The following is a 13,216-nucleotide window of genomic DNA, read 5'->3' as shown; positions in this document are numbered from 1 at the left end:
TGCATGCCGCCGCCCTACGAGTACCTGCGCGACCCGGACGCGATCTATCGCCGCTCGTTTTCGCTGATCCGCGAGGCCGTCGATCTTGCCGGGCTGCCGCCGGGGATCGACGCGCTGGCCGAACGGCTGATCCATGCCTGCGGCATGCCCGAGATCCTGCCCGATCTTGCCTGGACGCCGGACCTGCCCGCCGCCGTGGCTTCGGCACTCGCGGCCGGCAAGCCCGTGCTCTGCGATGCCGAGATGGTGGTACACGGCGTGATCCGGTCGCGCCTGCCGGCCGATACCCCGGTGCTGTGCTTCCTCAACGATCCGGCGGCGCGCGCGATCGGCCGGCGTGACGGCATCACCCGCTCGGCCGCCGCCGTCGAGCTGTGGCAGCCGCATCTCGACGGCGCCGTCGTCGTCATCGGCAATGCGCCGACCGCGCTGTTCCGCCTGCTGGAACTGCTGGCTGCGGACGCCGCGCCACGGCCGGCCGCCATCCTCGGTTTCCCGGTCGGCTTCGTCGGCGCCGCCGAATCCAAGGCGGCGCTGATCGCCGATGCCGACGGCATCCCCTATGCTACCCTGCGCGGCCGGCGCGGCGGCAGCGCCATGGCGGCGGCCGCGCTGAATGCTCTGGCGGGGGGGACTGGGGAATGACAGCGCAGGACAAATGGCTTTCCGTGGTCGGCATCGGTGCCGACGGCATGGCCGGGCTGGCGCCGGCGGCGCACGCGCTGGTCGCGGCGGCCGAACTGCTGGTCGGCGGCGAGCGCCACCTCGCTTTCGTGCCCGAACGGCCGGATCAGCAGCGCCTGGTCTGGGGCAAGCCGTTGCTGGAGACCATCGACCGGATTCTCGCCCAGCGCGGCCGCCGCGTCTGCGTGCTGGCCAGCGGCGATCCGCAATGGTTCGGCGCCGGCGCCACCCTGGCGAAGCGCGTGCCGGCCGAAGAGCTGATGATCCTGCCGGCGCCCGGCGCCTTCTCGCTGGCCGCCGCCCGCCTGGCCTGGGCCCTCGATGCCGTGGACTGCATCACATTGCATGGGCGCCCGCTGGAGCTGCTCAACCTCTACCTCTATCGCGGCGCCCACATCCTTGCGCTGAGCGAGGACGGTGCCATGCCGGCCGCCGTGGCGGCGCATCTGGCGAAAGCCGGCTTCGGCAGCGCCGAGATCACCGTGCTCGAGAACCTCGGCGGCGCGCAGGAGCGTATCATCAGCGGCCGCGCCGATGCCTGGAGCCACGCGCGCTGCGCCGACCTCAACACGCTGGCCATCGCAATCAGCGATGGTCCGGCCAATGCCCGCGTGCCCGGCCTCGACGACAATGTCTTCCTGCATGACGGCAACATCACCAAGCGCGAGGTGCGCGCGGTGACGCTGTCGCGGCTGGCGCCGCTGCCCGGCGAACTGCTGTGGGATGTCGGCGCCGGCGCCGGTTCGATCGGCATCGAATGGCTGCGCGCCGACCACCGCAACCGGGCGATTGCCATCGAAAGCCGCGAGTCGCGCCGCTACATGATCGCGCAGAATGCCCTGCAGCTCGGCGTACCGCAGCTCGACATCCGCGGCGGCGACGCACCGGCCGTGCTCGAGGGCCTGCCGGCGCCGGATGCCATCTTTATCGGCGGCGGCATCCTGACCGACGGACTGCTCGAGCGCTGCATGGCGGCGCTGCAGCCCTGCGGCCGGCTGGTCGCCAATGTGGTGACGCTCGAGGGCGAGGCCGCCATCGTGCAGGGCTGGCAGAAATTCGGCGGCGAGCTGTCGCGGCTCGGCGTCGCCCGCGCCGACCATGTCGGCCGCTTCCACGGCTGGCACGCGATGATGCCGGTGACGCAATGGAGCCTCGTCAAGGAATGACGGAACGCGCATGACCGGTATCCTGCCCATGACTGGTACCCTGTACGGCCTTGGCATCGGCCCCGGCGATCCCGAACTGATCACGCTCAAGGCGCTACGCCTGCTGCGCGCCGCGCCGGTCGTGGCCTGGCCGGCGCCGGAACAGGGCGACAGCCTGGCGCGCAGCATTGTCGCTAGCCACCTGCCCGGCGGCCAGACCGAGATCGCCATCCGCATGCCGCTGACCGTGGAGCGCTTCCCGGCCCAGGCGATCTATGACGGTGCCGCCACCGAGCTCGCCGAACATCTGTCGGCCGGCCGCGACGTCGCCGTGCTCTGCGAGGGCGATCCGTTCTTCTACGGCTCGTTCATGTATCTGTTCGCGCGACTGGCCAAGCGCTTCCCGGTCGAGGTGGTGCCCGGCGTCTCGTCGCTGACCGCCTGCGCTGCGGCGCTCGGCCATCCGATTGCCGCCCGCAACGACGTACTCACCGTGATCCCGGCGCCGCTCGACGACGCGGCGATTGCCGCAAGGCTGCAGGCCACCGATGCGGCGGCCATCCTCAAGCTTGGCCGCCACGGACCGCGCATCGTTGCCCTGCTGCAAAAACTTGGCCTGGCCGGTCGCGCGCACTACATCGAGCGGGCCACCATGGCAAACCAGCGCATCCTGCCGCTGGCCGAGGTCGACCCGCAGGCGATTCCCTATTTCGCCATGATCCTGGTGCACAAGCGCGGCGAGGCGCATGTGACGGAGTCCAACACATGAGTGCCACGCCGAGGGGCGGCCGTCCCGCCCTGGTCCTGCTGACTCCCAATGCGCGCAAGGCGGCGCAGCTGCTGATGGCCGCCTTTCCGGCCTGGGAGGTCTATGCCCCCGACGATGCCGCGCTGGTCCACGCGCTGCCCATAGCGCCTTCTGGCGGCAAGGCGACCGACACGATCGCCGATCTGTTCATGGCCGGCCGGCCGGTGATCGGCATCTGCGCCGCCGGCATTCTCATTCGCGCCGTCGCCCCGCGGCTCGCCGACAAGCACAGCGAGCCGCCGCTGATCGCGGTCGCCGCCGACGGCTCTGCCGTGGTGCCGCTGCTCGGCGGCCATCACGGCGGCAACCTGCTGGCGCGGCGCATCGCCGCCGTGCTCGAAAGCACCGCGGCGATCACCACCGCCGGCGACCTGGTCTTCGGCCTCGGCCTCGACGAGCCGCCCGAGGGCTACACCCTGGCCAATCCGGATGCCGCGAAAGGCTTCATGGCCGCCATGCTGCGCGGCGGCAAGATCCGCATCGAGGGCGACGCGCCCTGGCTCGCCGACAGCAACCTGCCGGTCGACGATGAAGGCGCGCTGACCATCGCGGTCAGCCATGAGGAACCGGCCGACGACAGCGAGCCGACGCGGCTGGTCTATCACCCCCGCAGCCTCGCCATCGGGGTCGGCTGCGAACGCGGCTGCTCGCCGGTCGAACTGATCCGCCTGGTGCAGACCACGCTCGCCGACCACAACCTCGCCCGCGACGCCATCGCCGGTATCTATTCCATCGACCTCAAGGCCGACGAGGCGGCGATGGGCGAACTGGCCCACTGGCTCGGCGTGCCGTTGCGCTTTTTCGATGCCGCGACCCTGGAGGCCGAGACGCCGCGGCTGGCCAATCCGTCGGATGTGGTCTTCGCCGAGGTCGGCGCCCATGGCGTCTCGGAAGCCGCCGCACTGGCCGCCGCCGGGCCCGACGCGACCCTGCTGGTGCCAAAACACAAGTCGCAGCGCGCCACCTGTGCCGTCGCGCTGGCGCCCGCACCCTTCGACGGCGCGCTGGCGGGCGTGATGCGCGGCGAACTGCTGGTGGTCGGCACCGGGCCGGGCGATGCGCAATGGCTGACCCCGGAAGCGCGAATCGCGCTGGCCGAAGCCACCGACTGGGTCGGCTACGGCCTCTATCTCGACCTCTATCCCGATCTCGCCACCGGCAAGACCCTGCATCGTTATGACCTCGGCGAGGAAGAGACCCGCGTGCGTGCCGCGCTCGACCTCGCCGCGCAAGGCAGGCGCGTGGCACTGGTCTGTTCCGGCGATCCCGGCATCTACGCCATGGCGACCCTGGTGTTCGAGCTGCTGGAAGCCGAGCCCGACCGCATGGACTGGCAGCGGCTGGCGATTGCCGTGGCGCCCGGCGTTTCGGCGATGCAGGCGGCCGCGGCGCGGGCCGGTGCGCCTTTAGGCCATGACTTCTGCACCATCTCGCTGTCCGACCTGCTGACGCCGCTCGATACCATCCTCCAGCGCGTCAAGGCCGCCGCCCAGGGCGACTTCGTCATCGCCTTCTACAATCCGGTATCGCAGCGCCGCCGCACCCAGCTGGCCATGGCGAAGGATATCCTGCTGCAGCATCGCGACGGGGCAACGCCGGTGATCCTCGCCCGCAACCTCGGCCGCGAGGGCGAGCGGCTGACGTTTACCACCCTCGCCGACCTCGACATCGAGACCGTCGACATGCTGACCGTGGTGCTGGTCGGTGCATCGGCCAGCCGCAGCATCGCGCTGCCGAACGGCCGCCGCTTCGTCTACACGCCGCGCGGCTACGAGAAGAAGAGAGCGCCGTGACCGTCCACTTCATTGGCGCCGGGCCGGGTGCTGCCGACCTGATCACCCTGCGCGGCGCGAAGCTGATTGAGGCCTGCCCGGTCTGCCTTTACGCCGGCTCGCTGGTCCCCGAAGCCGTGGTGGCGCTGGCGCCGAAAGGCGCGCGCGTCATCGACACCGCGCCGCTCAATCTCGACGAGATCATCGGCAAGATGGTGCAGGCCCATGACGCCGGCCACGATGTCGCCCGGGTGCATTCCGGCGATCCCTCGCTCTACGGCGCCATCGCCGAGCAGATCCGCCGGCTGAAGGCGCTGCATATCCCCTACACAATCACGCCCGGCGTGCCGGCCTTTGCGGCGGCCGCCGCCGTGCTGCAGACCGAGCTGACCCTGCCGGAGATCGCCCAGAGCGTGATCCTGACCCGCACGGCGATGAAGTCGTCCGACATGCCGGCCGGCGAGACGCTGGCGAACTTCGGCCGCACCGGCGCGACGCTCGCCATTCATCTCTCGGTGCGCAACATCCGCCATGTGGTCGAGGAGCTGACGCCGCATTACGGCGCCGATTGCCCGGTCGCCGTGGTCGTGCGCGCCACCTGGCCCGACCAGCAGATCCTGCGCGGCACGCTGTCGGATATCGCGGCCAAGATCCGCGCCGCGAAAGTCACCCGCACGGCGCTGATCCTGGTCGGCCGTGTGCTGGCCGAAGACGCCGCCTTCCGCGACAGCGCGCTGTATGACCCGCAGCATGTCCATGTGCTCCGGCCGGGCAAAAAGAAAAAGACGAAGCCGGCCTAGGCTTCAGGCGATCTCGATCACCACCTTGCCCTGTGCGGTGCGATCCGCGATGGCCTGATAGGCCGCCTCGATATCGCCGAGCCTGTAATGCTGCGGGGCGAGCCGCGGCACCAGCAGGCCGGCCTCGGCCATCCTGGTCGCCTCGCGCAGGATGTCGCCATGATGCGCCCGACCGATGCCGGTCAGCAGCGGCAGCAGGGTGAACACGCCGGAATAGCTCGCCGCGCGGAACGACAGCGGCGCCAGCTTGTGGCTGCCCCAGCCGAGGCTGCTGACCACATGGCCGAAGCGGCTGACCGCCGCGAAGGCATCGTCCAGCATACCGCCGGTGTCGTAGACGATGTCGAAACCGAGCCCGGCGGTATGGCGGGCAACGACCTGGTTGATGGTCTCGGTGCGATAGTCGATCGGCGTGGCACCGAGGCTGGCGATGTATTCGGCATGCGCGGCACTGGCGGTGGCGAAGACCTCGGCGCCGAAGCTACGCGCGATCTGCACCGCCATATGGCCGACGCCGCCGGAGCCGCCCAGCACCAGCACGCGCTGGCCGGCCTGGACATGGGCGCGGTCGACCAGACCCTCCCAGGCGGTGATGAAGACCAGCGGCAGTGCCGCCGCCTCGCGCATGGAAAAATTCGCCGGCTGCGGCGCCAGCAGGCTGGCGTCGACCGCGGCATATCCGGCCAGCGATCCCTGCACGCAGCCGACGCCGCCGGTCATGCCATAGACCGCGTCGCCCGGCCGGAAGCCGGTCACGCCGGGGCCGACGGCCTCCACCGTGCCGGCCATGTCGATGCCGAGGATGTTCGGCAGCGGATGCGCGGCATGAGAGGCGCTGCCGGCGCGGATCTTGAGGTCGAGCGGATTGACGCCGCTGGCGGCGATGCGCACCAGCACCTCGCCAGAGCCGGGCTCGGGCCGGGCGGCGACGGTATCACGGAAGGCGCCGCCCTGGGTTTCCAGTACCAGGGCACGCATGGTCTGGCTGCGGCTCTCCGGGGCAATCCCGGGAAGGGGTGTGACGAGGCTCATGGTCGGTCTCCTGGTCCCCGTGCGGGACGGCCTGGCTGGCACGGGAGGACTCTGGGAGCGATTTACCTGTTTGGGTACTAACGTTATTGTTCCGTCATCATGCATTTCTGCATGGCCGGCCAGTCGGGCCAGTTCGGGAGCACCGTCATGATGGAATGGAGCGACCTGCGGATTTTTCTCGCCATCGCCCGCACCGGTACCTTGGGCGCCGCCGCGCGGCAGCTCGGTCAGACCCAGCCCACCATGGGCCGGCGGCTGCGGGCGCTGGAGGCCGCCGTCGGCCAGACCCTGTTCCAGCGGACGCGCGACGGCTTCGTCCTCACCGAGGAAGGGACGGCCGTGCTCGGGCACGCCGAGCGCATCGAAGAAGAGGCGCTCGGCCTCGAGCGCCAGCTCGCGGGCCAGGGCCAGCATCTCGAGGGCAACCTCCGCCTGTCCTCGTCCGACTGGTTCGGCCTGCATGTGCTGAGCCCGGTGCTGGCGGAATTCGTAGACATTCACCCCGGCGTCACCGTCGAACTGCTGACCGATGCGCGGCTCTACAGCCTGCCGCGGCGCGAGGCCGACATGGTGTTCCGCATCGCCCGGTTTGACGAGCCGGAGGTGATTTCGCGCCGGCTTCTGCACATGCCCTACGGCCTCTATATCCGCAGCGGCCTGCCGCACCCGCGCCGCGGTGACGGTGCCGGCTGCCGGCTGGTCACCATGGACACCGCCTTCGACGGCATGCCCGATGTCGGCTGGCTGCGGCAGAACCTGCCCGGCGCCACCATTGCCTTCCGCAGCAACAACCGCGATGTGCAGGCCCGGCTCTGCGCCGCCGGCACCGGCCTCGCCGTGCTGCCCCGGCCGCTGGGCGATGCCACGCCCGGCATCGAGCGTGTCGATCTCGGCGCGGCACCGCCCGGCCGCGATACCTTCGTCGGCTATCACCGCGACCTGAAGCGGCTGGCCCGGCTGCGGGCCCTGCTTGACCTGGTGATCGACCGGCTGGCGCATTGAAGCCTCCTCCTCTGCCTATTCGGCGGCCTGGCCGTAGCCCATGTCGGGTGCCGGCACCGCGAACCGCGCCGGCGGCTGGATAAACGGCAGTGGCGCGGCGCTGTCCGCCGGCTCGGTCTTTGCCGGCTTCGGCAGGGCAAGCCGCGCCGCGGGCTGCGGCAGGGCCGGCGCCGGCGCAACCGTGCGGAAGAACTGCACCTGCCCGGCCAGCCGCTCGGCCTGATCGGCCAGTACCCGGGCAGAGGTCGCGGTCTGCTCGGCCAGCGAGCCGTTATGCTGGGTCGCCTGGTCCATCAGGTCGACCGCGGCATTGATCTGCTCGAGGCCGGTGGCCTGCTCCTGGCTGGCCGCGGCGATCTCGGCGACAATGCTGGAGACCTTGCCGACCGCGGCGACGATATCCTCGAGGCTGTGCCCGGCCTGCGCAACGCGCTGGCCGCCCTCGCCAACCTCGGCATTCGATTCGGCGATCAGCGTCTTGATGTCCTTCGACGCGGCGGCGGCGCGCTGGGCCAGCGAGCGCACCTCCTGCGCCACCACGGCAAAGCCGCGCCCGGCCTCGCCGGCCCGCGCCGCCTCGACGGCGGCGTTGAGCGCCAGCAGGTTGGTCTGGAAGCTGATTTCCTCGATCAGGCTGACGATGCCGCCGATGCGGCCGGCCACCGTTTCGATGCGCGTCATCGACTGGGTCACCGCGCCGATTGCGGTGCGGCCGCGGTCGGCGGCGGCATGCGCGGTGGCGGCGAGCCGGTCGGCGAAACCGGCGCTCTCGGCATTCTGCTTCACCGTGACGGTCAGCTCGTTCATCGACGCGGCCGTCTGCTCCACGCTGGCGGCCTGGCTCTCGGTGCGCTCGGCGAGGTTGACGCTGCCGCCGGAGATTTCCGCCGATACCGCCTGCACCTCGCGCGCCGCATCGCCCAGCTCGGTGATGATGGCGGCCAGCCGCGCCGCCATGCCGTTGGTGTCGTCCTTGATGCGGCCGAAGACACCGTCGAAATCGCCGTCGATGCGCCGGGTCAGGTCGCCGTCGGCCATGGCGCCGAGCACGTCGCCGACCTGGGTCATGATCCGCTCGATGGCGTCGGCCAACCGGTTGATGCCTTCGGCCATGGCGAGGAACATGCCGTCCTTGTCCGCCACCGACAGCCGGCGCGACACCTCGCCGCGCGACACCGCGGCCACTAGGTCTGCAATCTCCGCCCCGGCGAGGCGCTCGCGTTCGAGCTGCGTGCGGATTTCCGCGGTGCGCCGGCGCTGCGCCGCCACCTGCTCGTCATGCAGCCGGTCGGCTTCCTTCAGGCCGTCGCGGAACACCAGCAGGGCGCGCGCCATGGCGCCGATCTCGTCGCCCGCGCCGGTATAGGGCACCGCGGCGCCGTAGTCTTTCTCCGCCAGTGCTGCCATGCGCCCCTCCAGGCGACGCAGCCGCCGGCTGACCAGCAGCATCACCATGGCGACGGCGCCGATCACCACCAGCAGCGCCAGCGCCCCGGCCAGGCTCATCAGCAGCCGCGCATGGTCGTAGATCTCCTCGCCGTGGCTCGCCGCGTCCATGGTCTGTGCGGCGACCCTGTCATGCAGGCCAGACAGGGCGGAGAGCAGATCCTGGTAGGCGGTTTCGGACTGTCCATCGTAAAGCTGGCGCGCGGCGACATCATCGTTGCGCGACGCCAGGCCGCGCAGCACCCGGTCGGTCTCCAGATAGCTGGCCCAGCTTGGGGCGAGGCGGCCATAGGCAGTGCGCTCGTCCGGCGATGCCAGCAGCGTTCCATATTGCGTCACCAGCCTGCCGATCTGGGTCTCCTGCTGCTGCAGGGCAGTTTCCACGCCGGCCAGCATGGCGGGATCGTCTTCCAGGATGGCACGGGCCTCGCCGACACGGAACTGCGCCACCGCCGTGCCGAGCGCATCGGCGGCCTGCAGGGTCGGCAGGCGGTTAAGCCGGATGTCGGTGGCCGAGGCGTTCAGCCTGGACATATCCGTCATTGCCAGCAGTCCGTAGCCGGCGAAGACCGCAAGCAGGACGGCGAAGACGATGCCGAGCCTGGCGTTGATGCCGAACCGGATACCGGCCTGCTTCATGCCGGTCTGCCTCTGATCTGCCTGTGTCATGGTCTGTCGCTTTCTGCTCGCCGTGGCGGACGCTGTCTGGAGATGTCGGGGCGGGATTACGCGGCCAGTTGCACCCTGTAGGGTGCGGCGGCGGCGAGGAATTCACCGGCCGGCATGGCGCGGCCATAGTAATAACCCTGGATCAGGCGGATCCCCATGTCGGCCAGCCGCTCGACGGTGGCAGCATCCTCGACGCCTTCCGCCACCACTTCGAGGCCGAGCGAAAAGGCCAGACTGCGGCTTGCCTTGACGATCGCCCTGGCGGTCGGATCGGTGAGCAGGCCGGCGATGAACGAGCGGTCGAGCTTGATTTGCGAGAAGGGCAGCAGGTCGAGCACATGCATCGAGGCATAGCCGGTGCCGAAATCGTCCAGCACCAGCTGGATCGACCGGGCCGACAGCTTGGCGGCGGCGATCCGCGCCATATCGACCCGCTGCAGCGAATGGGTCTCGGTCAGCTCGACCTTGACGCGGTTCGGCGCGATGCCGGCGATCAGGCAGTAGGTCTCGATCTCGCTGGCCACGTCGATATTCTCGAAATCCTGCGCCGAGATGTTCACCGATACGTCGATGCTGAGGCCGGCGCGGTCGAAATCGGCGACGCTGCGCGCCACCTGGTCGAACATCGCCCGGGTCAGCACGGTCAGGCGGTTGGTCTTTTCCAGCAGCGGGATGAAGTCTGCCGGCGGACGCACCCGACCCGTGGCATCGACCCAGCGCACCAGCGCCTCGGCGGCAACCACGCGTTCCTCGTGCAGATCGTAGATCGGCTGGAAATACGGCACGAATTCGCCGTTGCGCAGACCGGCGTCGATCTCCTCGAGCAGCCGGTGTTCGGCGCGCGTCAACCGGTCGGCCCGGGCACGGCGAATCAGGCGCAGGCCAATGGCCAGCACACAGGCCATCAGCACCAGCAGGGCGAAACCGGACAGCACGTCGGCGCGCAGCATCGGCAGGCCGAAATCGCCGATGACGATATCCTTGAGTCCGTCCCAGGCCAGCGCCACCAGCGCCAGCACGCCCAGGGTGACGGGAATGCCGAGCGACAGGGATTCGATGGCCTGCACAGCCGGCCTGGCCGGTGCGGGCAGGGTCCGCGCGACATGCAGCTGGGTGATCTTGGTCATGGTGTCGTCTTTCCTTTCGGTCGGCCGCATCAGGACTGCGACAGGATGCCGATCTGCATCAGGCAAAGGGCGAGAACCTGGGTGGTTTCGGCACGCAGAAACATGTGGAGAGGAGAACGGCTGCCTGCGGCCGCGAGAACGGCAAGACCGCAGGCGGCCGAGCGGCCCAGGCGGATCGCCCGGGCCCTCGCGGCAGCCGGCCGGGCAGCGAGGGGGGCGGTTCGCTGGGGGAAGCCTGGCCGGCTGCCGGAGAATTGGAAGGAGGTTGTCATCACTGGCCCCACGCTTTGGGTCCGGCGGTCCGGGCCCGGTTCGGTCGCGATGCATCGGCGTCGCGCTGTCTGTGGGGATCAGGGTAAATATTTCCGGCGCCGCCTCCATTCTACGCAGGGATTTCCGCCTCCTGCGTTGGTGTGGAGCGCCTATACCTAGGTATGGTAATGGCGAAGACCGCTTCTCTTTGCGGCGGATATCTGCTTCTTTTCCCGCATGGCGCGGCGGCACAGCCGCACCGTCGCGGCCGTTGCGGGACGCAGCCTTCGGGGGAGCATCAGGTGTTGAGCAGCCCATCCATCACGGCACCGGCCGGATCCGTTCGCCCGCCGGCGCCCGACCGCCGCAAGCCCGGCACGCCGCGCGCGATGCCGCTGCTCGCCGCCCTGCTCACCCTCTGCATCTTCGTCACCGACACCTTCAGTCCGCTGAATTTCGCCGTCGCAGTGCTGTATGTCATCGTCGTGGTGATGGCCGCCGGGTTCTGCAGCCGGCGCGGCCTGCTGGCGGTATCGGCCGGCTGCGTGGCGCTCACCCTGCTCAGCTACATGCTGACGCATATGCTGTCGATCACCGACTCGGCCACCCTGCGCGGCCTGGTCAGCGTCGCCGCCATCACCGTGACCACGCTGCTGGTGCTGCGCAACCACGCCGCCACCACCGCGCTGTCGGAACAGGCCCGGCTGCTCGACCTGACCCATGACGCGATCCTGGTGCGCACGCTCGACGATACCGTGACCTACTGGAACCGCGGCGCCGAGGAACTCTACGGTTGGACGAAGGCCGCCGTCGCCGGCAGGACCGCGACCGACCTGCTGCAGACGCAGTTTCCGCTGTCGCGCGCGGCGGCAATGGAAACGCTGATGCAGACCGACCGCTGGGAGGGCGTGCTGGTGCATGCCCGCCGCGACGGCCCGCCGGCCACCGTCGCCAGCCGCTGGTCGCTGGAGCGCAACGAGCGCGGCCAGCCGGTCTCGATCCTCGAGATCAACACCGACATCACCGATCATGTCCGCGCCCAGGAAGCGCTCAATCGGGCGCAGGCCGAACTCGCCCATGCCAACCGTGTCATGACCATGGGCGAACTGACCGCGTCGATCGCCCATGAGGTGAACCAGCCGCTGGCGGCCATCGTCACCAATGCCGAGACCAGCCTGCGCTGGCTGGCCCGCGCCGAGCCGCAGATCGGCGAGGCCCGCGCGGCCATCGAGCGCGTCGTTAGCGACGGCCGGCGCGCCAGCGAGGTGATCTGGCGGTTGCGCGCCCTGTTCCGCAAGACCGACGAGACCAAGGCGCTGCTGACGCTGAACAGCGTGATCGAGGACACCCTGCCGCTGGTGGAGCGCGAGTTGTTCAGCCACCAGGTCATCCTGCAGACATCCTTCGATCCAGAACCGCCCGCCGTGCAGGGCGACCGCACCCAGCTGCAGCAGGTGGTGATGAACCTCGTGGTCAATGCCATGCAGGCCATGAGTCAGCAGGCGGGAGATCAGCAGACGGGGGATCACCAGACGGGGGGCCTGCCGCGCCGGCTCACGGTGCGCAGCCTGCGTCAGGAGGACGGCCAGGCCCGGGTCGAGGTGCAGGACAGCGGCCCCGGCATGCCGCCCGACGGCGCCGAGCGGCTGTTCGAGGCCTTCTTCACCACCAAGCCGACCGGCATGGGCATGGGCCTGTCGATCTGCCGCTCCATCGTCGAGGCCCACGGCGGGCGCATCTGGCTGGCCGAGACCTCGCCGCGCGGATCGGTGTTGGCCTTTTCGCTGCCGCCAGCAGAGGAGGAGAATGCCGCATGACCACGTCAGCCAAGGGCGCCGCCAGCGGCCCCGCCGATACCGCCGCCGGCCATGTGCTGGTGATCGACGACGACGCCCCGCTGCGCGCGGCGATGGACGGCCTGTTCCGCTCGGTCGGGCTGCAGGTCACCATGTTCGCCGCGACGGCCGATTTCCTGCGCAGCAAGCTGCCCGATGCGCCGAGCTGCCTGGTGCTCGACGTCCGCCTGCCCGGTGTCAGCGGGCTGGATTTCCAGACCCAGCTCGCCGCCGCCAATATCCGCATCCCGGTCATCATCATGACCGGCCATGGCGATATTCCGATGTCGGTGCGCGCCATGAAGGCCGGCGCGGTGGATTTTCTCGCCAAGCCGTTCCGTGACCAGGACATGCTGGATGCCGTCGCCGCCGCGCTGCGGCGCGACGAGGAGCGCCGCACGGCCGAACAGGCCACTGCGGCGCTGCAGAAGCTCTACCAGAGCCTGACCCCGCGCGAACGCGAGATCATGGACTGGGTGACCCGCGGCCTGATGAACAAGCAGATCGCCGCCGAGGTCAATCTCAGCGAGATCACCGTCAAGATCCATCGTGGCCAGGTGATGAAGAAGATGGCGGCAAAATCCCTCGCCGACCTCGTGCGCATGGCCGAGGCGCTCAAGGCCGCCGCTCAGGGTAACTGACCT

Annotated in this window: 11 protein-coding genes; 8 read left to right on the top strand and 3 right to left on the bottom strand. The window is 69.7% G+C overall.

From position 1 onward, the window contains the following. Positions 1–3 precede the first annotated feature (3 nt). The 5 genes from ACFOOQ_RS09440 to cobM are packed head-to-tail and all read left to right on the top strand — an operon-like array spanning position 4 to position 5,209. Positions 4–645, top strand: a complete 642-nt coding sequence (locus tag ACFOOQ_RS09440; protein WP_379724950.1) for a precorrin-8X methylmutase — start codon at positions 4–6, stop codon at positions 643–645. Next, positions 642–1,850 carry a precorrin-6y C5,15-methyltransferase (decarboxylating) subunit CbiE gene (cbiE, locus tag ACFOOQ_RS09435; protein WP_379724947.1) on the top strand — a complete coding sequence of 403 codons (1,209 nt, stop codon included), beginning with the start codon at positions 642–644 and terminating at the stop codon, positions 1,848–1,850. The genes ACFOOQ_RS09440 and cbiE overlap by 4 nt, the downstream gene beginning before the upstream one ends. A 28-nt stretch (positions 1,851–1,878) precedes the next feature. Then, positions 1,879–2,598, top strand: a complete 720-nt coding sequence (locus ACFOOQ_RS09430) for a precorrin-2 C(20)-methyltransferase (protein WP_379724944.1) — start codon at positions 1,879–1,881, stop codon at positions 2,596–2,598. Beyond that, positions 2,595–4,430 (top strand): precorrin-3B C(17)-methyltransferase, encoded by a 1,836-nt coding sequence (cobJ, locus tag ACFOOQ_RS09425; protein WP_379724941.1) that lies wholly within the window; start codon positions 2,595–2,597, stop codon positions 4,428–4,430. The genes ACFOOQ_RS09430 and cobJ overlap by 4 nt, the downstream gene beginning before the upstream one ends. Beyond that, positions 4,427–5,209, top strand: coding sequence for a precorrin-4 C(11)-methyltransferase (cobM, locus tag ACFOOQ_RS09420; RefSeq protein WP_379724938.1), 783 nt, complete (start codon positions 4,427–4,429; stop codon positions 5,207–5,209). Before cobJ ends, cobM begins: the two co-directional genes overlap by 4 nt. A 3-nt stretch (positions 5,210–5,212) precedes the next feature. Here cobM and ACFOOQ_RS09415 read toward each other — a convergent pair whose 3' ends face one another. Continuing rightward, the gene (locus ACFOOQ_RS09415; protein ID WP_379724935.1) at positions 5,213–6,241 is read right to left on the bottom strand and encodes a zinc-dependent alcohol dehydrogenase family protein; all 1,029 of its coding nucleotides are present in this window, start codon (positions 6,239–6,241) and stop codon (positions 5,213–5,215) included. Positions 6,242–6,352: 111 nt separating this feature from the next. Between ACFOOQ_RS09415 and ACFOOQ_RS09410 the strand changes: the two genes are divergently transcribed. After that, entirely contained in the window at positions 6,353–7,243 is an 891-nt protein-coding gene (locus ACFOOQ_RS09410) for a LysR family transcriptional regulator (RefSeq protein WP_379724932.1), read from the top strand. 15 nt (positions 7,244–7,258) lie between these two features. Here the strand turns inward: ACFOOQ_RS09410 and ACFOOQ_RS09405 are convergent, their stop codons facing one another. Both ACFOOQ_RS09405 and ACFOOQ_RS09400 read right to left on the bottom strand, forming a co-directional pair. Beyond that, positions 7,259–9,358 carry a HAMP domain-containing methyl-accepting chemotaxis protein gene (locus tag ACFOOQ_RS09405; protein ID WP_379724929.1) on the bottom strand — a complete coding sequence of 700 codons (2,100 nt, stop codon included), beginning with the start codon at positions 9,356–9,358 and terminating at the stop codon, positions 7,259–7,261. Between the two features lie 56 nt (positions 9,359–9,414). Next, positions 9,415–10,485: an EAL domain-containing protein gene (locus ACFOOQ_RS09400; RefSeq protein ID WP_379724926.1), complete on the bottom strand. Its 1,071-nt coding sequence runs from the start codon at positions 10,483–10,485 to the stop codon at positions 9,415–9,417. A 557-nt stretch (positions 10,486–11,042) separates the two neighbouring features. Here ACFOOQ_RS09400 and ACFOOQ_RS09395 point away from each other — a divergent pair. Together ACFOOQ_RS09395 and ACFOOQ_RS09390 are read left to right on the top strand one after the other, a co-directional pair. Next, on the top strand, positions 11,043–12,554 hold the full coding sequence (locus tag ACFOOQ_RS09395) for a sensor histidine kinase (RefSeq protein WP_379724923.1): 1,512 nt from the start codon (positions 11,043–11,045) through the stop codon (positions 12,552–12,554). After that, positions 12,551–13,213, top strand: a complete 663-nt coding sequence (locus ACFOOQ_RS09390) for a response regulator transcription factor (RefSeq protein WP_379724920.1) — start codon at positions 12,551–12,553, stop codon at positions 13,211–13,213. Before ACFOOQ_RS09395 ends, ACFOOQ_RS09390 begins: the two co-directional genes overlap by 4 nt. The last annotated feature ends 3 nt before the right edge of the window (positions 13,214–13,216 follow it).

It is taken from the genome of Ferrovibrio xuzhouensis (assembly GCF_042648965.1).
Taxonomy (GTDB): Bacteria; Pseudomonadota; Alphaproteobacteria; order Ferrovibrionales; family Ferrovibrionaceae; genus Ferrovibrio; species Ferrovibrio xuzhouensis.
This window is presented reverse-complemented; position numbering and strand designations above follow the sequence as displayed.